This window comes from Castellaniella sp. (assembly GCF_034675845.1).
Taxonomy (GTDB): domain Bacteria; phylum Pseudomonadota; class Gammaproteobacteria; order Burkholderiales; family Burkholderiaceae_B; genus Castellaniella.
Map to the genome: position 1 here is coordinate 2,237,626 of NZ_JAUCCU010000001.1, position 23,244 is coordinate 2,260,869.

Sequence of the window (23,244 nt, forward strand, 5' to 3'; positions counted from 1 at the left end):
AATACAGCACGATAGCATGAAGCCATCCAGGCTTTGCATCCGTGCGCGGGTGCTATTTTCCTGATTCCGTCAAGAGGCGCATGCCTGGGTTGATCCGCAGGTTGGCAATGGTTAAAAACGAGGACTTATGATGAAATATCCGTTCTAAACGATGGGGGCCCCGTGACGCTTGATCCGACCACTATGTTGATCATCGAGGCCTTTGTTCTTTTCCTGGTCGGCGGCCTGACGTTCATGGCGGCTTTTCAGGGGGGACGAGACCGCACCTTGCTGTGGGCGGCCGTTGGCATGTGGATGGCTTGCCTGGGGTTTTTTCTAGGCGCGTTTCGGGGGCACGATGCATGGCAGACGCCTGTCATCATTGTGTCCAATATGCTGTTTATCACGTCGCATGCTTGTCTATGGACCAGCCTGAACATTTTCAGGGGCAAGCCTGTGCAGTGGCTGTATTTGGGGGTCGGGGCGTTTGTCTGGCTGCTGCTGTGCCAATGGCCTGTATTTTTCGCCAACGCCAATTGGCGTACCGCCGGTTATTCGGCCCTCAGCCTGGTGTACATCGGCGCATGCCTGATGGCCGTCAGGCCGGCCTGGCATAAATCCAATCCTGCTGCGTTGGCCATTGTGCTGTTTCTGACGTTGCATGGGCTGTTTTACCTGTACCGTATGGTGGCCAGCCCCTTGCAGTCCGCCGTCTGGCGAACCTGGCCGGATTTTGCCCTGGTCATCTTCGAAGGCCTGTTTTTTGCCGTCAGCATGTCATATGGCATTTTGATGATGGTGCGCGCCCAGGCCGAACAAAATTATCGTTATGCTGCCTTGCATGATGCGCTGACCAAGCTTCCCAATCGCCGTGCCTTATTCGAGCGCGGTGCCTCGATGCTGGAGCACGCCCGTCAGGATCACGCCGATGTCGCCGTGCTGATGTGTGACCTGGATTGGTTTAAATCCGTCAACGACCGCTTTGGGCACGAGGCCGGCGACGAGGTCCTGGTGTGTTTTTCCCAGGTTCTGCGCGAGTGCGCGGATAAGGAGCACCTGCCTGCCCGACTGGGCGGCGAGGAATTCACCGTTTTGGCGATGAACCTGGGGCCACTCAGCGCCCAGGCACTGGCGACCCGCATTCGCATGCGGCTGGCGGATCAGGCTTCCCGCTTGCCGTGCCGGTTGACGGTCAGTATCGGGATCGCATGCGCGCAGCAGATCGACTACAACCTGGATCGTTTGCTGGCTTGTGCCGATCAGGCTCTCTATGCCGCTAAGGTATCCGGTCGGGATTGTGTGCGGATCTGGCCGGTGCAGGTGACTCAGGCGGCCCTGGACGCATCAGCCGCCATATCCCGCGACGGCGCTGGGGCTGCGCCCCAGCATCCAGTCGATGCCTGACTGTCCCTGGGCCTGCAGCCAATCGTTGGCCTGACGAAAATGTCCGCAGCCGATGAATGGCCGAGGAGGCCGCATGGCGGATAACGGCGATGGGTGGTTGGCCATCAGCACTTGCACGGGTCCGGCGGGGGCCTGTAATTCCAGCAGGTGGCTGCGTGCCTGGGCGTGGTTGCCCCACAGCATCAGCACCTTGGGGCGGGATTCGCGCAGTACGCGCATGATCAGGGCGTCGGTAATGTGTTCCCAGCCCTTTTTGGCGTGTGAAGCCGGCTGATGAGCTTCGACCGTCAGGGACGTATTCAGCAGCAGCACGCCCTGACGGGCCCAGCGCACCAGGCTATTGCGTGGGGGGTGTTCGGGTGCACCGTATTCCTGGGCCAGCTCCTTGAACATATTGCGCAGACTCGGCGGGGTGGGGCAGAAATCCGGCACGGAAAACGCCAGGCCCTGCGCCTGATTGGGGCCGTGGTAGGGGTCTTGTCCGACAATGACCACCTGCACGTCCTCGGGGGGAATCTCGATCAGGGCGCGGAACGGCCGCAATGGATAGATTTCCGCTCCCTGGGCCAGTCGTTCGGACAGCATAGTATCGAGTCGGGACAGTACGTTCTGCAGATGAGGCGCCTCTAGTGCAGTGCGCCACGCCAGCGGCAGGGCTTCGATCTGCGTGCGCAATGAACCCTGGAAAGCATTGAGGACTTCGGTGGGCTGTAATCCGGTCATAGGGGGCATGGAAACGATGAAAGGGATGAGGGGCTGGGCGTCGCAGCAGAATGGGCCGTGTTGCGGGCCTGTTGCATCAGGGTTTTGAGCAGCTCGGGCAATCGAGGGTCGTCCATTTGGGACACATTGAAGCGCAGCATATTGTCGGCGGCCTGGGACAGGCTGAAGACGTTGCCCGGGGCCAGCACCAGGCCGTGTCGCAGGCCCAGCGTGGCCAACAGACTACTGTCGAGCCCCTCTGGCAGCCGACACCATATAAACATACCACCTGGTGGAACGTGCCAGGGCTCCAGGCCCAGCCCTTGCAATAGGGGAACCGCGCGCCCCATGGCCTGGGTCAGACGCTGGCGCAAGATGCCGAGGTGGCGGGGCCAGGCGGGCGCCTGCAACACGTGGCTGACAATGTGCTGGGTGAGGCCTGACCCGGAAAAAGTGGTGGCGGTGCGCAGATCGGCCAGCGCATCGATCCAGTCAGTGCGCACCGCCAGATAGCCGCAGCGCAGGCTGGCCGATAGGGTTTTGGAAAAACTGCCGACCTGGGCGACGCGTTGGAACCCGTCCAGCCAGGCCAGATGGGCCGATGGAGCAGGTTCGAAGGCACTGAAGATATCGTCTTCGATCAGGATCAGATCATGCATTTGGGCCAGATCCAGGATCTGCCGCGCCTTCTGGGAAGACAGACTGGCCCCAGTGGGATTGTGCAGCCCGGAATTACTGAGATACAGCCGGGGACGGTGCTGGATCAAGGCGTGCTGGAAGCGGTCCATGTCCGGGCCGTCTGGCTGGTAAGGCACGCTGATGACCGTGGCCTGGTGGGCGCGCAACAGGGCCAGAAAGTTGTAGTAGCACGGGTCGTCCACCAGCACGGTATCCCCTGGCCGGATCAGGAACCGGCACAGCAGGTCGATGGCTTGTGTGCCGGAATCCGTGATCAGTATTTGCCTGGGGTCCACGGACTGGCCGCGCTGCGACAGCTGTTGTGCAATGGCCGCCCGCAAGGCCGGCAGGCCAAGCGCGGCGGCGTAGTCGGTCAGGGCATCGGCGGGGTCTCGCGCCGCCTTGCGCAGGGCCTGGCGGATGGCCTCGGTGGGCATCCAACTGGCGGGTAGCCAGCCACAGCCGGGCTTCAGCGCCTGGATGCCCGTGTCCAGGGATTGCCGGGCGACCCAAAGCGGATCGACTTGGCGGTCCAGGCGCGGGCCGATTTCTGCCAGCGACAGGGGCACCAGCGGGCCAGTAACATAAAAACCGGAGCCAGCCTGGGGGCGGATCGTGCCGTTTGTCACCAGCCGTTCATAGGCTTCGACCACGGTGGATTTGGATACGCCCTGGTGGCGGGCCATAGAACGCAAGGACGGCAGGCGCGTGCCGGGCTGCCATTCTCGGGCAGCAATACGCTGGTGCACATACTGCATGACATGCGTGGTGCGGCTGATGCTTGTGGATGGCGCGGACATGTTTTCCAAAACCAGTACAGTTCAGACTCACTGTACCAGACTGTATCTGGCTTGAAAATACGTGGGGCGGCATAGTATCTGTTCAGAACCCATGAAGAAACAGGACTTTTATGCAGGCAAACACACGCGGATGGATCAATGGCGCAATAGGCGTGGCGATTTTCAGTGGCTCATTGCCTGCCACGCGGGTGGCGGTGCTGGGGCTGGACCCCTTGTTTGTCACGGCCGGGCGTGCCGCCTTGGCTGGGTTGTTGGCGCTGATTTTGCTCGTGGTCAATCAGAATCAGCGCCCCACCCGGGCCGAATGGCGGACTTTGGCGCTGGTCGCGCTGGGGGTGGTCGTTGGGTTTCCATTGTGCACGGCGCTGGCACTACGCACCATCACGTCGGCGCATTCCTTGGTGTTCATCGGCTTGTTGCCTTTGGCCACGGCCATATTCGGCACTTGGCTGGGGGGCGAGCGCCCGTCTCGGGCATTCTGGGCCTTTGCCGTGCTGGGGGCGGCGTCTGTGGCGGGCTTTGCCTTCAGCCAGGATGGCTCCGGTTCGCTGGGGGCAGATGCTCTGATGATGGGGGCGATTCTCAGTTGTGGCTATGGCTACGCCGAGGGTGGCCGTCTGTCGCGCCGCCTGGGTGGGTGGCAGGTGATTTGCTGGGTGCTGGTCCTGTCGCTGCCCATCAGCGTGCCCTTGATGGGGCTGTGGTGGCCAGCCGATCCTGCCATGGTGCCGATGTCGGCCTGGCTGGGTTTGGCCTATGTGGCCTTGTTCAGCATGCTGATCGGGTTTGTATTCTGGTATCGCGGCCTGGCCCTGGGGGGCATTGCTGCAGTAGGACAGCTGCAGTTGCTGCAGCCTTTTCTGGGGCTGCTGTTGTCGGCCTGGCTATTGGGCGAATCAGTGACCGTGACCATGGTGGTGGTCACGGTCTTTGTCGTGGCCTGCGTGGCCGGCGCAAAATACACGGCTGCTACGCCCGTCGCCACGTCTGCGCCTGCCCGCTGACTGTATTTCAGCAGGCGGTCTGTCCCGGGCCTGGTTCAGCCAGCCAAAGCGATTGTTGGCTCAGGTGACTAAAGTCGCCACAAAACGCTGGGTGCGGGGATCCTGAGGGGCCTCGAACAAGGCCTTGGATTCACCCGATTCGATCACGCTGCCATCTTCCAGAAACACCGTCTGACTGGCGATATGGGCTGCCAGCCGCAGATCGTGAGTTGCCATCAGCATGGTCATGCCCTCAGCGGCCAGATCGCTCAGCACGGCCACGACTTCGGTGGCCAAGCCAGGGTCCAGCGCAGAGGTGGGCTCGTCGCACAGCAGGACCTGGGGTTCGGGGGCCAAGGCCCTGGCAATGGCCACGCGCTGCTGTTGGCCGCCAGACAGGCTGGTCGGCCAGGCATCCATCTTATCTTTCAGGCCGACTTTTTCCAGCAGTTCGCAGGCCCGGACGTGCGCCCGGTCACGGGACCAGCGCTTCACGGTAATCAGACCTTCCATCACGTTCTGCACAGCCGTCTGGTGCGGGAACAGCTGAAAATTTTGAAATACCATGCCGGTTTGCTGGCGGATGCGCTGCACCGCCATGCGTTCCGGGTGGCGGCCCGGTAAGAAACGGATATGATCCGCGCCAATGGACAGTTCGCCTTCGTCCGGGGTTTCCAAGAGATTCACGCAGCGCAGCAAGGTACTTTTGCCACTGCCGGATGGGCCGATCAGTGCGGTGACCTGGCCCTCCTGGATGGTGACGCTGACGGACTTCAAGACCTCGTGGGTGCCAAAAGACTTACGGATATTGCTTAATTGGATCATCGCTGGCCCTCCGAGAAAACCGCATGTTGGCCAAAATAGCGTTCCAGGCGGGTCTGCGCGGCCGACAGAAAACTGCACAGCACCAGGTAAACCAGGGCGGCTTCTGTGTATAGGATCAGCGGTTCATAGGTGACCGACGCGATGCGCTGGGCCGCCTGAAAAATCTCGGGCACCGTGATGACGGCTGCCAGGGACGTGTCTTTGACCAATGCAATAAAGGAATTAGACAGCGGGGGCACGGCCACCCGGGCCGCCTGCGGCAGAATCGTGCGGCGCAGGGCCTGGGCGCGGGTCATGCTCAGGGAATAGGCGGCATCCCACTGGCCCTTCGGAATGGCTTCGATGGCCCCCCGGATGACTTCAGCGTTGTAGGCCCCCATATTCAGGGAAAATCCGATCAGGGCGGCAGTCAGCGGATCCAGGACGACACCGATGCTGGGTAGCCCGTAAAAAATCAGGAAAAGCTGGACCAGCAGGGGCGTGCCACGAATCAGCCAGATGTAAAAACGCACGACGGCCACCAAAGGCGGTGGGCCAAACAGCCGTGCAATGGCTGCCAGAAACGCCAGCACCAGTCCGGCCAGAAACGACAGAATAGCCAGTGGTACGGTAAATTTTATCCCTCCGACCAATAAAGGCCAAAGAGAGTTCGACATGAGTTCTAGCCAGTCTGGCACAGAGGGGTCCTTATGAATCTAGCAAAAATGCGGCCAAGCCCGGGGTTTGGCCGGGCTTGGCCGCATGGGATAAGCAAAGCTTAGCGTGCAGCCCACGGTTTGGGAGACAGGTCTTCGCCGAAATACTGTTCAGAGATGGACTTATAAGTGCCGTCCTTGCTGATTTTCTCGATGGCCTTGTCGATGGCGGCCTTTAGCGCGGGCTGGTCTTTGCGCATCAAGACCCCCGAGCTGCTGTATTCAGCGCTGTCGTTGGTGGCGACGAGCTTGACCTTGGCCTGTGGCTGTTGCTTCTTGAAGTCCAGGAATGACAATTGATCGTTGATGGTTGCATCGACCCGGCCAGAGGTCAACAGGGCAATGGCATCATTGAAGCCCTGTACGGGCACGACCTCGGCCCCATAGCCTTGGGCCAGCTTGCCGAAATTGCTGGTGATGCTGTTGGCCGAGCGCTTGCCCTTCAGGTCTTCAAAAGACTTGATGTCGGTGTTGTCGTCGCGAACGATCAGGGCGGCTGCTGATGCAATATAGGGCACGGAAAAGTCGTATTTGGCCTGGCGTTCGGGCGTGATGCCGACCTGGTTGATCACGACGTCATAGCGGTTGACGTTCAGTCCGGCGATCAGACCGTCCCATTTGCCTTCGACGAATTCGGCTTTGACACCCAGTTCTTTGGCCAGTGCGCGGGCAATGTCTACGTCAAAGCCCACCAGTTGGTTGTCCTTCTGGTCATGAAATGAAAAGGGCGCATAAGTGCCTTCGGTGCCAATACGCAGTACACCCGACTGCTGAATGGCAGCCAGGTCGCCATCGGTGGCGGCCTGGGAGGCGGGAGTGGCCAGCAGCAGCGGTAATGCTGCGGCCAGAATCAGGGCAGAGATTTTTTTCATGGAGACCTCGGGGTTAAGCAATTCCGTTATATAAACGGCTTGTTTTATAGGTTTTCATTCTAATAATCCCTGTCCGTCCCTGCAAAGCTTTTCAGTTTTTAAGTATATATTAATTGGTTATATGGTTTTGTTTTCTTATGCCTGTGTTCCCTAGGGACCCTCTATGTTCAGAGGGTCCCTAGATCCGTTCCCAGATCGTGACCTGAGACAGGGTGTGCTGGAATTTGCGGCGTGTCTCGCGGATGACAAAAGGCACGTCCACGGGGTCGGACGCCAGGCGGAAATGCGCGCCCAGGTGGTCTTGCAGTCCATCCAGCGTGGTGTAATTCTCGGCGTCTTTCTTGAAGCCGCCCACCCAGGCCTGGCGCGGTGTGTGTTCTTCGAGCCAGGTATAGGGCGAGGCAATCATCAGCAGGCCGCCACGTACCACCCGCTCGTGGATCTGGTCCAAAAACTGGGCCGGGTTATACAGGCGGTCGATCAGGTTGGCGGCCAGCACCAGGTCGTAGCCGGTGAATTGGGGTTTCAGGTTGCAGGCGTCGCCCTGATAGAACTCGACCCGATCTATCGTGTCCTGCAGGCCCAGGTCGGCCAGGCTGCGGGCTTTATAAGAGACCAGTTCGCCTTCGTCAGTCAGGGTGTAGCGCAGTTGCCCTGTCTGGATCAGCTGTACCCCTTGGTTGATGAACCGGGCAGAGAAATCTACCCCGGTCACGTGCTCGAAGGCCCGGGCCAGTTCGAAGCTGGCCCGCCCCGAGGCGCAACCCAGATCCAGGGCGCGGCGACGGGGGCGGCTACCCATGGCATCGATGGCCAGCTGGGCCAGGGTCTGGGGGAAGTTGGCGACGTCGAAGTAGCGTTCGCCATAGTGGAACTCAGCGTATTCGGACATCAGTTTGTCGGTTTCATAGTAGGCGGCAGGCGCCTCGGCCGGTACATGCGAGATCACGTAGCGGAAACCGGCATGCTGGAAAAAATGCCGCCTGAATGCATACCGCGAGGCGCGCACGGCTTCGTTGCCGCAGGCAATCCAGGACCCGCCCTTGATCAGATTATGGCGACCATCGAAAGTAGGTGTGGTGAAGTCATCATAAACCGGGTGGACGTCAAAACCATCAAAAGGATACGTGGGGGTTTCAGTCCATTGCCAGACATTGCCCACCACATCAAACCATGCGCCGTGAGCATAGCGATTCACAGGGCAGGAGGATGCCCCGTGGTCCAGGTGCAGATTGGCTTGGCAGGGCTGGTCGGTGGGGTCTTGCAGGCCGGCGGCGTCATACAGCCGGTACCACTCGTCCTCGGTGGGCAGGCGCACCGGCTGCCCGGTCTCGGCGGCTTTCCAGTTGCAGAAGGCCTTGGCCTCCAGGTAGTTGATTTCAACGGGCCAGGACCACGGCATCGGGATTTCCTGGGTCATCAGACGCAGCGCCCAGCCCTGGGTTTTTTTGACCCAGAAGGTGGGGTGTGCAGCTCGACTGAAATCCAGCCATTCGCGGCCTTCTTCAGTCCAGTCCCGGTGGTTGCGATAACCGCCGGCCTCGACAAAGGCCAAGTATTCCTGATTGCTGACCAGGTAGCGACTGGCCTGGAAAGCCTCGATATTGGCGGTGTGTCGTCCGTACTCATTGTCCCAGCCATATTGCGGGCTGGCATAGTCCTTGCCCACCTGCACGGTCCCTGCGGGAACCTGGATTGTTTCGTTGACGGGGGCTGTTGCCTCTGTATCGGTCTGGGGTTCCCAGCCAGCGGCGGGGCGCACGTATTTAAGCGCGTGTTGGCGGATCAGCACGGACGAGGTCTCGATGTGGATACGCTCGTGTTCGACGCCCATGATGATGGCCCACCAAGGATTTTGCCAGTCGATGGGGGATTGCAAAGGGGCGTGATCAATCAGGTCGCAGACCATTTTCCGGACACGGTCACGGTAGACCTGGACCTCGGCCACTGATGGCCAGGTATAGTTCTTCTCGTCCAGATCGTCCCAGCTCATTTCGTCTACGCCGACGGCAAACACAGATTCCAGGCGTTGGTCCAGGCGCTGGTCGATCAGTCGGGTGAGCAGCAGCTTATTGACGAAAAAGGTCGCGGTGTGACCAAAGTAAAAAATCAGCGGATGGCGCAGGGCGATGGGCTTGATGAAATAGGCCTCGTCGCTGGCCAGGCACTGGAACAGGGATTCGTAGCGATCGAAGGTTTCCAGGAAATATTGCCGCATCGTCGCTCGCAGGCGATCGGTGTCGGGATCGGCCAGATTTGGGGTGCGGGAGAACAGGGCGCCAGTAGTCGAGGCGTGCTGCTGCGCGAGTGTTGTGTTCAGGGCAGGCGATGTCATAGAAGATCCTTTTGGAGTGCCTGCGAAGCGGCAGGCAGAACTGCTTGCAAACAATGGTACAGCAGAGGCATACCGCATTTATTATTCTCGAGATTGATCATATACCCACTGGGCGACTCAGGCTGGAATGACCGGGCTGTCGATAAGGATGAAGCGGGTTCATTGCTGGAGCTTACTGGCAAAAAACCAAGGGTTTTCCATGGTTACCCAGTAAAAAATGAATCCATGTGAATTATTGAGCAGAGAATTTTCTTGAAAGCAGTCTTTCTTGCTTTACTCATGCAAGCATTCGAAATAATATCGAGAATAAATAAAATACCAAGATTAATGGAATCCCAGTCAAATCCGGGGCGGAGGCTTCATGGCGTCGTACAAAGTCCATGTCAAAGACAGCAACGAAACCTTTTCTTGTCCAGAAACCAGCAATGTGTTGCGCTCCATGGAGTGCTCAGGTCACCAAGGCATCCCCGTGGGTTGCCGTGGAGGCGGCTGTGGCGTTTGCAAGGTTCAGGTTACCTCTGGTGATTACCTGGTGCGTCGCATGAGTCGAGCCCGGGTGACTGAAATCGAGGAGTCTCAGGGCGTGGTCCTGGCTTGTCAGTTGTACCCCCGTTCCGACTTGCAACTGCAGGTGATAGGGCCTCCCGCAATGCCTTTTGGTATCTCAAAGAAAAAAATTCTCGATAAAATATAAAAATCCCGATATAATTATTTCACCCTGCATAGAACAGGGAGAACCACAAGCAAAAATAGTGGCGTTATCCAAACCCGCCAGATAGGCCGGCACGCCTCAGGAGACAAGTCTATGCCAACGACACCTGTGTCGATTGATGTGACCAGGATGTATGTCCGACTGGTTAAGCGAAGGACAGATGGTTTCATCGAATTCGAGTTCGCGATTGGCGAGCCCGATATCTATGTCGAAATGATTTTGCCAAGTGATGCCTATGCTGCATTTTGCGAGATCAATCGACCAGAAGAACTTCCTCCCCGAGACACTCTTGATGAATCCGGTCTGGGACTAAGCCTCAGCCAGGCTGTCAAACGCCTGAGTTGATCAATTCTTTTCACATCTTGGAGGCACATCAATGAGCATTGATCTGCGCACCGTAACTTTGCAGCCTTTGCGTCAAACCTACGGCCATATCGCTCGGCGATTTGGTGATAAGCCTGCTTCTCGCTATCAAGAAGGCACCTACGATCTTCAGGCCGATGCCAATTTTCATTATCGGCCTACGTGGGGTCCCCAATACGAAATTTTTGATGCCAGTCGCAGCGCCATCAAACTGGCCGATTGGTATGTCCTGAAGGACCCACGCCAATATTATTATGGTGCATACACCATCGCACGCGCTCGCAGCCAGGAAGTTGCCGAGGCCGGATTCAACTTTGTCGAAGACAATAATCTTGTCGCCGATATGGATCTGGCCTTGCTTGAAAAAGCACTGACTGTTTTGGTTCCGCTGCGTCATGTGGCCTGGGGCGCCAACATGAATAATGCTTCGATCGGGGCTTATGGCTACGGGGCGGCATTGGCGCAGGCTGCGGTCTTTCATGCCATGGATCACCTTGGCATTGCTCAATATCTCACGCGTATTGGCCTGGTGCTGGCAGACCCATCCACGCTGGATGCCGCCAAAGCCGCTTGGCAAGACAGCCCCGAATGGCAGGGCTTGCGCAAATATGTCGAAGACTCGTTTGTGATCCAGGACCCCGTCGAACTCCACATTGCCCAAAATCTGGTGCTGGATGGCCTCATGTATCCGTTGATCTTTGAGTCCTTCATCAAAGACAACCTCAATGTGCCCGGCGGCACTGCATTGGCAACCCTGACACGCTTTATGTCCGAATGGTTTATCGAAACCCGGAAATGGGTAGATGCCACCACCAAGGCAATCGTGGCCGAGTCCAGCGAAAACCAACAGATCGTGCAAGGCTGGCTGGATCGTCTGTTGCCACAGGCAGAAGCGGCACTACTCCCCATTGCCAAGATCACTCACGGCGACCAAGCGGCGGCTGCCGTTCAGTCGGCTCGCGCAACACTGGACTCGCGGCTCAAAAAGTCCGGTCTGTAGGAGACATCATGGCTACCGTATTCATTGCCCTGCAAACCACCGATGAAGCACGCTACATCATCGAGGCCATCATGGCCGATAACCCCCATGCTGTGTTGCACGAGCAACCAGCCATGGTAAAGATCGATGCGCAAAACCTGCTCACCATCAAACGCGAATCCATCGAAGAACGCATGGGTCGCGATTTTGATATGCAGGAGCTTAACGTCTACACCATCACCCTGGCAGGCAATATCGAAGAAACCGATGATGCCTTGACCCTGAGCTGGCACGCCTAAGGAAGAAAAATGGACACGCATAACCAAAAAGCCAAGCTGAATATCAAAGAAAAATATCAGCACATGACTCGGGGCCTGGACTGGAATCCGAGCTATCAAAAGTTCGAGGATATATTTCCGTACGCCCAGTACGAGGGTCTGAAGATTCACAACTGGGATAACTGGGAAGATCCTTTCCGCATGACGATGGATTCCTACTGGAAATATCAGGCTGAAAAAGAGCGCAAGCTTTATGCCATCATCGATGCCTTTACCCAGAATAACGGTCACCTCAAGGTCACGGATGCCCGCTACCTGAATACCGTCAAGCTGTTCCTGACGGGTGTGACGCCTCTGGAATACATGGCGCACCGCGGCTTTGCGCATGTGGGGCGACAGATTCCCGGCGGTGGTGCACGGGTTGCCTGCTTGATGCAGTCGGTCGACGAAGTCCGGCATGCGCAGACCCAGATCCACGCCATTTCAAACTACAACAAACACTACAACGGCTTTCATGAATTCCGCCACATGCATGATCGTGTGTGGTATCTGTCCGTGCCCAAGAGCTTCTTTGATGATGCTTTCAGCGCGGGGCCATTCGAGTTTCTGCTGTCCATCTCGTTTTCCTTTGAATACGTGCTGACCAATCTGCTGTTCGTGCCCTTTGTATCTGGCGCAGCCTACAACGGCGACATGAACACGATGGCCTATGGCTTCTCGGCTCAGTCCGACGAGGCGCGTCACATGACGCTGGGTCTCGAGGTCATCAAGTTCATTCTCGAACAAGACCCTGATAATCTGCCGATTATCCAACGTTGGGTTGATAAGTGGACATGGCGCGGTTATCGCGTGCTGACATTGGTGGCCATGATGATGGACTATATGCTGCCAAAGCGCACCATGAGCTGGAAAGAAGCCTGGGAAATCTACTTCGAAGAAAACGGCGGGGCGCTATTCAAGGATTTGGCCCGTTATGGCATCAAGGTGCCCAAGTGCGTGGATACCATTGCGCTTGAAAAAGACCATTTGTCGCACCAGGCCTGGAACACTCTGTATAACTATGGGGCCGCTGCTGCTTTCCATACCTGGACGCCGTCTGCCTCAGAGATGGACTGGCTGTCTTCCAAGTACCCGGACTCTTTCGATAAATTGTATCGGAATCGCCTGGAATTCCAATCCGAACAAGAAGCTCAGGGCAATCGTTTCTATAACAAGACCTTGCCCATGCTGTGCCAGGTTTGCCAGATTCCGATGATGTTCACTGAACCCGGCGACCCCACCAAGATCTGCTACCGAGAAACCGAATACAAGGGCGATAAATACCACTTTTGCTCGGATCATTGCATGCACATATTCCAGAACGAGCCTGAAAAATACAGCCAGGCCTGGCTGCCCGTGCATCAGATCTACCAGGGGAACTGCTTCCCCGAAGGCACTGACCCGACTGTAGAAGGTTTTGATCCGCTGGCTGCTGTGCTGCAGTACTACAAGATCGATCGGGACAATCTGGACTTCAACGGATCTGAAGATCAAAAGAACTTTGCCGCCTGGAATGGCCAGGCTACTCAAAACTAAGGAGATCACCATGGCCGTCAAAGCATTGGGTCCCTACGATTTTCCGCCCCGTGACCGTCTCGAGAACTTCCACGGCAACCAGCTTACTTATATAGGCTGGGAAGATCATTTGCTGTTTTGCGCCCCGTTTTGTTTTCCGTTTCCGCCTGATATGCCCTTCGGGGCCATTATCAGCGATGTCTTGCCCGGCGCCTTTGGTTATCACCCGGATTTTGCCAAGATCAATTGGGATCAGGTCCAGTGGTTCAAGTCTGGCCAGCCCTGGGTTCCACAGGTAGGCAAATCATTGGCCGAAAACGGTTTAGGCCATAAGGATGTCTTGCGGTTTCGAACCCCAGGCCTCAAGGGAATTAATAATTCCTGCATGTAAGACGCATATTAGGTTGTCAAAGGTAGGTGCAGCATGTCGTACGAACTCAGGATTGAACCGCTGGGTGCAGCAATCGAAGTCGAAGAGGATCAAACCATTCTTGATGCAGCCTTGCGTGCAGGGCTATGGCTTCCCCATGCCTGTTGCCATGGCCTGTGCGCTACCTGCAAGGTGCAGGTGGTGGATGGGGAAATCGATCATGGCGAGGCCTCAAGCTACGCCCTGATGGATTTCGAACGCGAAGAAGGCAAGGCGCTGGCTTGTTGTGCCCGCCTGGAAAGCGATACGGTGATCGAAGTCGAAATCGATGCGGATCCGGATGCTCGATCCATTCCGGTACGGGATTTCTCCGGAATAGTCACCCAGGTGGTGGCCTTGACCCCCACGGTCAAGGCCATCCATATTCAGCTTGACGAAGCCATCGATTTTCAGGCAGGGCAGTATATAAACCTGCAAATCGATGGTGGCCGACTGTCCCGGGCCTTTTCGTTGGCCCGCGCGCCGGCCGATGACCACCATATAGAACTCAATGTGCGGCTGGTTCCAGGGGGTGAGGGCACTACCTGGATCCACGAACACCTGCGCGAAGGCATGGCCGTGCAGATATCCGGCCCATATGGACGGTTCTTCGTGCGTAAATCCGAGGCCATGCCGTCGCTGTTCATTGCGGGAGGCTCAGGGCTGTCCAGTCCTAGATCAATGATTCTGGATATGCTCGCAGAAGATCCTGATGCAAAAATTGCATTGATCTATGGGCAACGCACCCGTGATGAACTCTATTACCACGAAGAGTTTCTCGAATTAGCGCAAAACCATGGTGGCTTGGCTTATGTCCCCGTGCTGTCTCACGAACCCGAGGACTCATCCTGGGATGGTCTTCGTGGCTTTGTGCACGATGCGGCACTGGCGCATTTTCAGCAAGATTTCCGCGGCTGGAAAGCCTATTTATGCGGCCCGCCGCTCATGATAGAAGCCTGCATAGGCGCACTCATGCAAGGCCGTCTCTTCGAACGCGATATCTACACCGAGAAATTCATTTCTGCTGCTGATGCGCAGCAACTACACAGCCCATTATTCAAGAGGCTCTAAAGGAGGCTATATCATGGCTATTACTGGCGTACTGCGCCCCGGACATGCACAAATCCGGGTACTTGATCTCGACGAGGGTGTGCATCACTACCGTGATGTTCTGGGCTTGGTTGAAACCGGTCGTGATGCCCAAGGGCGCGTCTATCTGAAGGCCTGGGATGAGCGCGATCACCATAGCGTGATTCTTCGCCAGGCCGATGAAGCAGGGATTGATTTCTTTGGCTTCAAAGTGCTGGATGCAGCCACGCTTGACCAGCTTGAGGCTGATCTCAATGCCTATGGCGTCGCGACGCACCGTATTCCTGCCAATGACCTCATGGAGACCGGCGAGCGGGTCCGTTTCGAAATCCCGTCAGGCCATCAAATAGAGCTGTATTGGCAGAAAAAGGATGTGGGCAACTGCCAGGCATACGTCAATCCAGAGCCCTGGACCAAAGAAAGCGAAACCGGCATTGGCCCCATTCGCCTGGATCATTGCCTGCTGTATGGCCCGGATATTGAAAAGGTCCAGGATATTTTTGTGAATGTGCTGGGCTTTTACCTGGTCGAGCACGTGGTGATGGAAGATGGCAAGACCGATCTGGCCATTTGGCTGTCATGCTCTATGAAGGCCCATGATATTGCCTTTGTGCGCCACCCAGAACCCGGCAAGCTCCACCACACCTCGTTTTTGCTGGACAGTTGGGAAAAGGTTTTGCGTGCAGCCGACATTATGTCCATGAACAAGGTCTCTATCGACATCGGCCCCACGCGTCACGGAATTACACGCGGCACGACCATCTATGCCTTTGATCCCAGCGGTAATCGTTTTGAAACATTCAGCGGGGGCTATCAAAGCTACCCTGATTGGAAGCCCATCAAATGGACCTGGGAAGAAGTTCGGTACCGGAATCTTCTATCACGATCGCAAGCTGAATGAGCGTTTCTTGTCAGTCGTGTCCTGATCCGATATCCAGATAATCGCTAGGGGCCTTCCGAGTCCTGATTCAGAAGGCCCCTAGTGGTTGCTTTATCGGGTTCAAGCTACCTTTTTGCCATTACCGTTAAAGAAATCGATAGGCATTTTCTTGATTCCATCCAGAGTACGCAAAATATGCTCGGACAGGGCGGATCGGGCGCGGGTAACATCGCGCGCAATCGCGGCTTCATACAGAATCACATGTTCCGAATGCACGTCTCGCACAATCGGTTGCTTGAGAATACTTAACCGACGATAGCGTTCGGATTGCTTATAAAGAATGCTTTGAAAATATTGTATCCAGCGAGATGGGCAGGCACTGATCAATGCATCATGAAAAGCTTTATTGCGCAGCTCCCATTCACAAGTGGAATCTGTGGCGCCAGCGGCGATTCTTTCTTCAACCCGGCTCAGGTGATGAAACGCTGCAATCAGTGTCGATTCCCAGTTTTCGTCGCCGTGCTTGATGGATTGTTCCAGTGCAGTGCATTCGATCAACAGTCGTGATCGTGTGATGTCTTCCAGATCATTCAAGGAGATGGGTGCCACCCGGAATCCACGTTGTCCCTGAGCGACGACAAGCGTATCGGTCACCAGCATCAACAAGGCCTCGCGTAAGGTGCCAGCGCCTACATCGTATTGATCTTTAAGGTGTTCTACACGTAGTTTTTCGCCGGGTGGGTGGATGCCGCTGATGATGTTGTTGTGCAGTTGACGATAGGCTCCTTCCACCAATGTCTTGGGTTCGGCCGCATCAAGCAGTGCATTGATCTTGGGCTCAGTCATAGGGGCTCCAGAATCTAAACGTTGACATAACAAATATTAAATTATATAGAATAACAATTTATTCAATAAATCTCGATATAGTTTGAAAATGTCGAGAAAAGTAATATAATTGATTTTAATCTTATCCCGGTTGAATTTTGGGCTGTCTATGTCTCTTTCCATCGAAACCCGCGTGATCACATGGCAGGCAGCGTTACAGGCTTGCCAGGCAGCCATCGCCAGCGCCGAAGCGCAGGGGCGTCATATCAATGTCGCAGTCACGGATAGGGCTGGCTTGCTGATGTGCTTTTTACGCATGCCGTCGGCCTTTCCTCAGTCAATTTCCATTGCCCAAGAAAAAGCACGCACCGCAGCTGGTTTTGGTTTTCCTACCGCTCAGTGGATGGATGGCATTGGCCACAGTGAAAGCATGAAGCTGGGCTTTGCCAATCAGCCGGGGCTGATCATTTTTGGCGGCGGACTGCCTATTTACGACCAGGGTGTTTTGGTGGGCGGCATCGGCGTCTCCGGGGCCTCCGAGGACGAAGATCAGCGCTGCGCGCAGGCCGGTCTTGATGCCATTGGGGCGGCCGTGTCGGCCAATGACCATAATTAATAGGACTTGAAAAGAACATGAAGGAAATCCGCAATTTCATCAACGGCGAATTTGTTGAAACGGCTCGGCACTTTACCAAGCGTTCACCGATGGATTACAGCCCCATTGCTCGCGTGCATGAGGCCGGCAAAGCAGAAATCGATCGTGCGGTTGAGGCTGCCCATGCTGCATTGCGGGGGCCCTGGGGGAATCTTTCACTCAGCGAACGGTCCGGCATGTTGTCGGCTTTGGTCGATGCAATCACCCTTCGGTTTGATGATTTCCTAGAGGCGGAATGCGCCGATACTGGCAAGCCCCGCAGCCTGGCAGCACATCTGGATATCCCTCGGGGGGCTGCTAATTTCAAAGTCTTTGCAGATCTTATCCGCAGTGTTCCGGCAGAATTTTTTGAAAGCGCCACGCCCGATGGCAGGGGGGCACTGAATTACTCCATCCGTCGCCCGGTGGGTGTGATTGGCGTCGTCTGTCCCTGGAATTTGCCGCTTCTGCTCATGACCTGGAAGGTCGGCCCTGCGTTGGCCTGTGGCAATACGGTGGTCGTCAAACCCTCCGAAGAAACGCCGCAAACCGCCACGTTGCTAGGCGAGGTCATGAATCAGGTGGGCATTCCCGCCGGGGTTTATAACGTCGTGCATGGATTTGGGCCTGATTCTGCAGGTGCCTTTCTCACCGAGCACCCCAAGGTCAATGCCATTACCTTTACGGGCGAGACACGCACAGGGACAGCCATCATGAAGGCGGCGGCTCAGGGCGCACGTCCTGTGTCTCTGGAATTAGGGGGCAAGAACCCGGCCATTGTTTTTGCAGATTGCGACCTCGATGCAGCCATCGAAGGCTGTTTGCGCTCGTCCTTTTCCAATAGCGGCCAGGTTTGTCTGGCGACAGAGCGCATCTATGTCGAACGCCCGTTATTTGAAAAGTTTGTGCAGCGCCTCAAAGAAGGGGCTGAAGCGCTCAAGATCGGTTGTCCCGATGACGAAGGCGTCGAGTTGGGGCCACTGGTCTCGCGTGAACACCAGGAAAAGGTGTTGTCCTACTACCGCAAGGCAGCAGGCATGGGGGCCACGGTTGTTACCGGCGGGGGGGTTCCTCCGATGCCAGAGCGTCTTGCGCAGGGCTGCTGGGTGCAGCCGACGATCTGGACCGGTCTGGATGACGATTCCATCATTGCTCGTGAAGAAATCTTTGGCCCTTGCGTGTTGGTCCAGCCCTTCGATGCGGAAGACGAAGTCATTCGCCGAGCCAATGACACCGAGTACGGCCTGGCCTGTTCCATCTGGACTCAGAACCTCTCCCGAGCCCATCGGGTGGCGGCCCAAATAGAGGCTGGCCTTGTCTGGGTCAATTCCTGGTTTCTGCGCGAATTGCGTGCGCCATTTGGTGGATCAAAACAATCAGGTATTGGGCGTGAAGGCGGTGTGCACTCACTCGAGTTCTACACCGAGCTGCGTAATATTTGTATCAAGCTATAGGTGCCTTTCCATGGATCAAACACTTATCGAACAGTTAGGCAGTTCTTTGCATCAGGCATTGGTGCAACGCAATCCTATTGCGCCCTTGACAGAAACATACCCTGATCTGTCCATCGAGCAAGCCTATCGTATCCAAGAACATATGCTCAGCCATCGCATCGATGCCGGGGCACGTGTCATTGGCAAGAAAATCGGTGTGACCAGCAAGGCGGTCATGAATATGTTGGGTGTATTCCAGCCTGATTTTGGCTATTTGCTCAGTGACATGGTGCATGCGGATGGGGCCACCGTGGCACTGGATACGTTGATTCAGCCTAAGGCTGAAGGTGAAATTGCTTTTTTTCTGAAAAAAGATCTGCAAGGCCCGGGGGTGACCGTCGCCGATGTCTATGCCGCCACCGAAGGCGTTATGGCCTGCTTCGAAATCGTCGACTCGCGCATTCGTGACTGGAAAATAAAAATCCAGGACACCGTGGCGGATAACGCCTCATGCGGCTTGTTGGTGCTGGGTGAAAAACTTGTCGATCCGCGTCAGCTTGATCTCACGACCTGCGGCATGGTGCTTGAACTCGATGGTGAAGTTTCCGTCACAGGCTCGGGGGCGGCAGCCCTGGGTTCTCCGGTTGCCGCGGTCGCCTGGCTAGCTAACCAAATGGGCGCCCTCGGAACGCCCCTCAAGGCCGGAGAAATTGTGCTCTCGGGTGCATTGGCGGCGATGGTCCCGATTTCTGGCCCTTGTAATTTGCGGGTTTCTATTGGTGGGCTGGGTAGTTGTTCGGTGCGGTTTGCCTGAGGCATTGAAGACGCAGGCTTGCTGGGCGAGCCTGCAAACGGGAGCGAAAATCATGGAAAAAATACGCTGTGCCCTGATTGGATCGGGGAATATCGGTACGGACCTACTGTATAAGCTGCAGCGCAGCGAAATACTTGAACCAGTCTGGATGGTGGGTATCGATCCAGAGTCCGAAGGGCTGGCGCGGGCGCGCGATATGGGGCTGAAGACCACAGCCGATGGGGTTGATGGGCTGGTGCCCCACATGAAGGCCGATAACATACGCATCGTGTTCGATGCGACATCGGCCTATGTGCACCAGGAAAATAGCAATAAGGTCACGGCGCAAGGCGCGTTGATGATTGACCTGACGCCGGCAGCCATCGGGCCTTACTGCGTCCCCCCTGTCAATTTGCAGACACATCTGGAACAGTGCGAGACCAACGTCAATATGGTTACCTGCGGCGGACAGGCCACTATCCCGATGGTGGCGGCGGTTTCGCAGGTTCAGCCGGTGGATTATGCCGAGATCGTCGCGACGGTGTCTTCCCGGTCTGCAGGGCCAGGCACGCGCAAGAATATCGACGAGTTCACACAAACCACGGCGGGCGCCGTCGAGAAGGTTGGCGGCGCCAAAAAAGGCAAGGCCATCATTATCCTGAATCCCGCTGATCCACCATTGATTATGCGTGACACGGTGCATTGCCTGACAGAAGGCGAACCCGATGAGGCAGCCATTACCGCTTCGGTGCAGGCCATGATCGCGCAGGTGCAGCGCTATGTGCCGGGCTACAAGCTGGTAAACGGGCCGGTATTCGATGGGCGGCGAGTGTCCATTTATCTCGAGGTTGAAGGCTTGGGCGACTATCTGCCGAAATACTCGGGCAACCTGGACATCATGACGGCATCGGCCACACGCACAGCCGAAATGTTTGCCGAGCGCATCCGCAAGGGTGAATTGAATTTCGACGCGGCGTAAGGACATGATCATGAACAGCACACAAAACAAGCCTTCAGTCAGGCTGCACGACATGACGCTGCGCGATGGCATGCATGCCATGCGCCACCAAATCACGTTGCAGCAAATGCGGGATGTCGCCTGCGGCTTGGATGCAGCCGGGGTTCCACTCATTGAAGTCACGCACGGCGATGGGCTGGGAGGCAGCTCGGTCAACTATGGTTTTTCGTTACATACCGACGAAGAATACCTGTCCACGGTGATTCCACTGATGAAACAGGCCAAGGTATCCGCATTGCTGCTGCCGGGTATAGGTACGGTCGAGCACCTGCGCATGGCCCATGACCTGGGGGTAAGCACCATCCGGGTGGCCACGCACTGCACCGAGGCTGATGTCTCCGAGCAGCACATTACGCTGGCACGTCAGTTGGATATGGACACTGTCGGCTTTTTGATGATGAGTCATATGAATAGCCCCGAGGGGCTCGTCAGCCAGGCTCGATTGATGGAAGGCTACGGTGCCAACTGCATTTATATGACCGATTCAGCGGGGCACATGCTGCCGCATCAGGTCACCGAGAAAATAGATGCACTGCGACAGGCGTTAAAGCCCGAAACCGAATTGGGTTTTCACGGACATCACAATTTGGCCATGGGGGTGGCAAACAGCCTGGCAGCCATGGACGCAGGGGCTAGCCGCATTGATGCAGCCTGCTCCGGCATGGGGGCAGGCTCAGGCAATACGCCCATGGAAGCCTTGGTGGCTGTGTGCAATTTGCTCTCTATTCCAACCGGCGTGGACCTGTTCAAGGTACAGGATGTGGCCGAGGATCTGGTGTATCCCATGATGACCGAGCCTGTGCGATTAAGCCGCGATGCGCTGACATTGGGCTATGCCGGGGTGTATGGGTCATTCCTGCTGTTTGCGCGTCGCGCCGAACAGCGTTACGGAGTGCCAGCCCGTGAAATTTTAGTTGAGATGGGCCGCCGAGGGATGGTGGGAGGACAGGAAGACATGATCGAAGATACGGCGCTTAGCCTGGCTCGTCAGCGGGGTGCAGCATGAAGCTGGATGCAGGCCAAATAGCGGCGCTGGCCGCACACCTGGAAGATTGCGAACTGCAAGCGCATGACACGCTGAAAATCACGCTCGATCATCCCGATATGGACTGGGAAGACGCCTACGCCATTCAGGATGAGATCCGGCGCCGCAAAGAAGCCCGAGGGCAAAAGACCGTTGGCTTGAAAGCAGGCCTGACATCCTTTGCCAAGATGCGCCAAATGGGGGTGGAAACCCCGGTTTTCGGGTTTTTGACTGATTATTTCAGCGTGCCGGATGGCGGCTCCATCGATACCAGCAAGTTGATTCACCCCAAGGTTGAGCCTGAAATTGCCTTTGTCACGAAGGCCCCACTCAAGGGGCCTGGCTGTCATATAGGGGATGTGCTGGCTGCCACCGATTTTGTCATTCCAGCCATCGAAATTATTGATAGCCGCTATCGGGACTTCAAGTTTGATCTCAAGAGCGTGGTGGCTGACAACTGTTCTTCTACGCGGTTTGTGGTCGGCGGTTGCATGGGTGATGCCCGGGCGCTCGACTTGCGAACATTGGGCATTGTGCTTGAAAAAAATGGCGAGCCCGTGGCCTTTGGGGCTGGGGCTGCCGTTTTGGGGCATCCGGCGACAGCGTTGGCCGAACTGGCCAATCATCTGGGGCGTCGAGGCCAGGAAATTCCAGCGGGCACCTTGGTTCTGTCGGGCGGCATCACTGAGGCCGTCTCTGTACAGGCTGGGGACTCCGTCTGTTTGCGAGTCCATGGCCTGGGCTCAGTTTCAGTTCACTTCGCCTAGGAGCCAAGCCATGCCGTTTGTACAGATATACATGCTCGAAGGCCGTACCGAAGAACAGAAAAAGGCCATGTTCGAAAAAATGACCCAGGTGCTGGTTGAAACGCTGGATGTGCCTCAGCAAAACGTCCGTATCTGGGTTCACGATATGCCCAAGGAAAACTGGTGCATTGCAGGAACCACGGCCAAGGACCTGGGGCGTTAGCCGCAGTTTCAGCCTTATCGTCAATATAAAAAACCTTTGGAGACAACAGCATGAAAGTAACAAAACTGGTGCTGGCACTAGCGATGACCGTGGGTCTGTGTGGTATGGCACAGGCCAAGGAAGGTGGCGATCAATACCCCAATGGCGGCGAAAGCTGGATGGCTGGCGCCGTGCCTCCGCCGGGTGATTATTTCATCAACTACTCGGGCTACTACACGGGCAAGCTGCGTGATGGTGATGGTAATCGGGTGTCTGGCGCCAAGGTCGATGCCTGGTTCAATGCGTTCCGTTACCTCAATGTTTCCAATTACCAGATTCTGGGCGGTAATTGGGGCTGGCATGTCATTGCGCCGCTAGTGCATCAGCGCATCGAGATGGGTGGAGCCTCGGGTACCGAGACCAACCTGGGTGACATCACCGTCAGTCCTTTTATCTTGTCCTGGCATAGTGGCAATTGGCACTGGGTCACGGCGCTGGATATTATGGCGCCCACCGGAAAATACTATTCAGGCGATCCGCTGCGCAGCATCGGGGCCGGTTACTGGAGCTTCGAGCCGGTCTTTGCTTTCACCTACCTCAACGAGGATGGCTGGGAAGCTTCCGCCAAGTTCATGTACAACATGAAGACCAGCAACAACCGCTTCCGTCCATTTGAAAATGGTCCGAAGATGACGTATTCCTCAGGCGATGAATTCCACGTCGACTGGCTGGTGGGCAAGCACTTTGGGCCTTGGGCTGCCGGGGTGTCGGGCTATTACCTGCAGCAGACAACGGCCGACAAGCTGGATGGTCAAGCGATTTCTTCCGCGATGGGCCCCTGGTCCGAAGGACGCAAGGGCCGTGTCTTTGCGTTTGGTCCCAGCGTGAACTACTCCGCCAAAAACGGGATGCAGTTCATTGCCCAGTGGCAGCATGAAACCATGGTCGAAAACCGCTTTGGCGGTGACAAGTTCTGGCTCAAGTTCGCGATGCCGTTATAGGCCCCATATTCCCCCTCCCCTTATTAAAGGA

At 56.4% G+C, this 23,244-nt stretch carries 24 protein-coding genes and 1 pseudogene; 18 read left to right on the forward strand and 7 right to left on the reverse strand.

Features of this window, described 5'->3' with window-relative positions; genetic code table 11:
* Positions 1 to 162 precede the first annotated feature (162 nt).
* Positions 163 to 1,383, forward strand: a complete 1,221-nt coding sequence (locus tag VDP81_RS10760; RefSeq protein WP_323012300.1) for a GGDEF domain-containing protein — start codon at positions 163 to 165, stop codon at positions 1,381 to 1,383.
* On the opposite strand, the gene VDP81_RS10765 is transcribed toward VDP81_RS10760, so the two are convergent.
* Positions 1,324 to 2,106 carry a uracil-DNA glycosylase gene (locus VDP81_RS10765; protein WP_322996288.1) on the reverse strand — a complete coding sequence of 261 codons (783 nt, stop codon included), beginning with the start codon at positions 2,104 to 2,106 and terminating at the stop codon, positions 1,324 to 1,326. The two genes, VDP81_RS10760 and VDP81_RS10765, sit on opposite strands and share 60 nt — an antisense overlap.
* The gene (locus VDP81_RS10770) at positions 2,103 to 3,563 is read right to left on the reverse strand and encodes a PLP-dependent aminotransferase family protein (protein ID WP_322996289.1); all 1,461 of its coding nucleotides are present in this window, start codon (positions 3,561 to 3,563) and stop codon (positions 2,103 to 2,105) included. Before VDP81_RS10770 ends, VDP81_RS10765 begins: the two co-directional genes overlap by 4 nt.
* Before the next feature lie 110 nt (positions 3,564 to 3,673).
* Here VDP81_RS10770 and VDP81_RS10775 point away from each other — a divergent pair, with 110 nt between their 5' ends.
* Complete coding sequence (locus VDP81_RS10775) at positions 3,674 to 4,567, forward strand: DMT family transporter (RefSeq protein WP_323012301.1); 894 nt, start codon at positions 3,674 to 3,676, stop codon at positions 4,565 to 4,567.
* A gap of 60 nt (positions 4,568 to 4,627) precedes the next feature.
* On the opposite strand, the gene VDP81_RS10780 is transcribed toward VDP81_RS10775, so the two are convergent.
* The 4 genes from VDP81_RS10780 to ovoA all read right to left on the reverse strand — a co-directional run bounded on the left by VDP81_RS10780 (position 4,628) and on the right by ovoA (position 9,273).
* Positions 4,628 to 5,371 carry an amino acid ABC transporter ATP-binding protein gene (locus tag VDP81_RS10780; RefSeq protein ID WP_322996291.1) on the reverse strand — a complete coding sequence of 248 codons (744 nt, stop codon included), beginning with the start codon at positions 5,369 to 5,371 and terminating at the stop codon, positions 4,628 to 4,630.
* Positions 5,368 to 6,048, reverse strand: coding sequence for an amino acid ABC transporter permease (locus tag VDP81_RS10785; RefSeq protein WP_322996292.1), 681 nt, complete (start codon positions 6,046 to 6,048; stop codon positions 5,368 to 5,370). The genes VDP81_RS10780 and VDP81_RS10785 overlap by 4 nt, the downstream gene beginning before the upstream one ends.
* An 80-nt stretch (positions 6,049 to 6,128) precedes the next feature.
* On the reverse strand, positions 6,129 to 6,938 hold the full coding sequence (locus VDP81_RS10790; RefSeq protein ID WP_322996293.1) for an amino acid ABC transporter substrate-binding protein: 810 nt from the start codon (positions 6,936 to 6,938) through the stop codon (positions 6,129 to 6,131).
* 178 nt (positions 6,939 to 7,116) lie between these two features.
* Complete coding sequence (gene ovoA / locus VDP81_RS10795) at positions 7,117 to 9,273, reverse strand: 5-histidylcysteine sulfoxide synthase (RefSeq protein ID WP_323012302.1); 2,157 nt, start codon at positions 9,271 to 9,273, stop codon at positions 7,117 to 7,119.
* Between the two features lie 361 nt (positions 9,274 to 9,634).
* Between ovoA and VDP81_RS10800 the strand changes: the two genes are divergently transcribed.
* The 8 genes and pseudogenes from VDP81_RS10800 (at position 9,635) to VDP81_RS10835 (ending at position 15,583) form a co-directional block, all read left to right on the forward strand.
* Positions 9,635 to 9,967, forward strand: coding sequence for a 2Fe-2S iron-sulfur cluster binding domain-containing protein (locus VDP81_RS10800; protein WP_323012303.1), 333 nt, complete (start codon positions 9,635 to 9,637; stop codon positions 9,965 to 9,967).
* Between the two features lie 111 nt (positions 9,968 to 10,078).
* Positions 10,079 to 10,330 carry a phenol hydroxylase subunit gene (locus tag VDP81_RS10805; protein WP_323012304.1) on the forward strand — a complete coding sequence of 84 codons (252 nt, stop codon included), beginning with the start codon at positions 10,079 to 10,081 and terminating at the stop codon, positions 10,328 to 10,330.
* A gap of 31 nt (positions 10,331 to 10,361) precedes the next feature.
* Positions 10,362 to 11,348 carry an aromatic/alkene monooxygenase hydroxylase subunit beta gene (locus tag VDP81_RS10810; RefSeq protein WP_323012305.1) on the forward strand — a complete coding sequence of 329 codons (987 nt, stop codon included), beginning with the start codon at positions 10,362 to 10,364 and terminating at the stop codon, positions 11,346 to 11,348.
* A gap of 8 nt (positions 11,349 to 11,356) precedes the next feature.
* Positions 11,357 to 11,626 carry an MmoB/DmpM family protein gene (locus VDP81_RS10815; protein ID WP_322996554.1) on the forward strand — a complete coding sequence of 90 codons (270 nt, stop codon included), beginning with the start codon at positions 11,357 to 11,359 and terminating at the stop codon, positions 11,624 to 11,626.
* A gap of 9 nt (positions 11,627 to 11,635) precedes the next feature.
* Positions 11,636 to 13,180, forward strand: a complete 1,545-nt coding sequence (locus VDP81_RS10820; protein ID WP_322996553.1) for an aromatic/alkene/methane monooxygenase hydroxylase/oxygenase subunit alpha — start codon at positions 11,636 to 11,638, stop codon at positions 13,178 to 13,180.
* A 10-nt stretch (positions 13,181 to 13,190) separates the two neighbouring features.
* On the forward strand, positions 13,191 to 13,550 hold the full coding sequence (locus VDP81_RS10825; protein ID WP_322996552.1) for a phenol hydroxylase subunit P4: 360 nt from the start codon (positions 13,191 to 13,193) through the stop codon (positions 13,548 to 13,550).
* A gap of 33 nt (positions 13,551 to 13,583) precedes the next feature.
* Positions 13,584 to 14,639: a 2Fe-2S iron-sulfur cluster binding domain-containing protein gene (locus VDP81_RS10830; protein WP_323012306.1), complete on the forward strand. Its 1,056-nt coding sequence runs from the start codon at positions 13,584 to 13,586 to the stop codon at positions 14,637 to 14,639.
* A gap of 13 nt (positions 14,640 to 14,652) precedes the next feature.
* Positions 14,653 to 15,583: pseudogene (locus tag VDP81_RS10835) on the forward strand (catechol 2,3-dioxygenase).
* A gap of 74 nt (positions 15,584 to 15,657) precedes the next feature.
* On the opposite strand, the gene VDP81_RS10840 reads toward VDP81_RS10835, so the two are convergent.
* Positions 15,658 to 16,383 carry an FCD domain-containing protein gene (locus VDP81_RS10840; RefSeq protein WP_322996549.1) on the reverse strand — a complete coding sequence of 242 codons (726 nt, stop codon included), beginning with the start codon at positions 16,381 to 16,383 and terminating at the stop codon, positions 15,658 to 15,660.
* 148 nt (positions 16,384 to 16,531) lie between these two features.
* Between VDP81_RS10840 and VDP81_RS10845 the strand changes: the two genes are divergently transcribed.
* From VDP81_RS10845 to VDP81_RS10880, 8 genes are read left to right on the forward strand one after another with little or no spacing between them, the layout of a single operon-like run.
* A complete protein-coding gene (locus VDP81_RS10845; RefSeq protein ID WP_322996548.1) occupies positions 16,532 to 16,978 on the forward strand; it encodes a heme-binding protein in 447 nt (148 codons plus the stop codon).
* Between the two features lie 17 nt (positions 16,979 to 16,995).
* Entirely contained in the window at positions 16,996 to 18,450 is a 1,455-nt protein-coding gene (locus VDP81_RS10850) for a 2-hydroxymuconic semialdehyde dehydrogenase (RefSeq protein WP_323012307.1), read from the forward strand.
* Between the two features lie 10 nt (positions 18,451 to 18,460).
* A complete protein-coding gene (gene dmpE / locus VDP81_RS10855; RefSeq protein ID WP_322996546.1) occupies positions 18,461 to 19,243 on the forward strand; it encodes a 2-oxopent-4-enoate hydratase in 783 nt (260 codons plus the stop codon).
* A gap of 49 nt (positions 19,244 to 19,292) precedes the next feature.
* Positions 19,293 to 20,201, forward strand: coding sequence for an acetaldehyde dehydrogenase (acetylating) (locus VDP81_RS10860; RefSeq protein ID WP_322996558.1), 909 nt, complete (start codon positions 19,293 to 19,295; stop codon positions 20,199 to 20,201).
* Positions 20,202 to 20,211: 10 nt separating this feature from the next.
* The gene (gene dmpG / locus VDP81_RS10865; RefSeq protein ID WP_322996545.1) at positions 20,212 to 21,246 is read left to right on the forward strand and encodes a 4-hydroxy-2-oxovalerate aldolase; all 1,035 of its coding nucleotides are present in this window, start codon (positions 20,212 to 20,214) and stop codon (positions 21,244 to 21,246) included.
* Positions 21,243 to 22,031: a 2-oxo-3-hexenedioate decarboxylase gene (gene dmpH, locus VDP81_RS10870; protein WP_322996544.1), complete on the forward strand. Its 789-nt coding sequence runs from the start codon at positions 21,243 to 21,245 to the stop codon at positions 22,029 to 22,031. Before dmpG ends, dmpH begins: the two co-directional genes overlap by 4 nt.
* A 10-nt stretch (positions 22,032 to 22,041) precedes the next feature.
* The gene (locus VDP81_RS10875; RefSeq protein WP_322996543.1) at positions 22,042 to 22,233 is read left to right on the forward strand and encodes a 2-hydroxymuconate tautomerase; all 192 of its coding nucleotides are present in this window, start codon (positions 22,042 to 22,044) and stop codon (positions 22,231 to 22,233) included.
* A 50-nt stretch (positions 22,234 to 22,283) separates the two neighbouring features.
* Positions 22,284 to 23,213, forward strand: coding sequence for a SphA family protein (locus VDP81_RS10880; protein ID WP_322996542.1), 930 nt, complete (start codon positions 22,284 to 22,286; stop codon positions 23,211 to 23,213).
* The last annotated feature ends 31 nt before the right edge of the window (positions 23,214 to 23,244 follow it).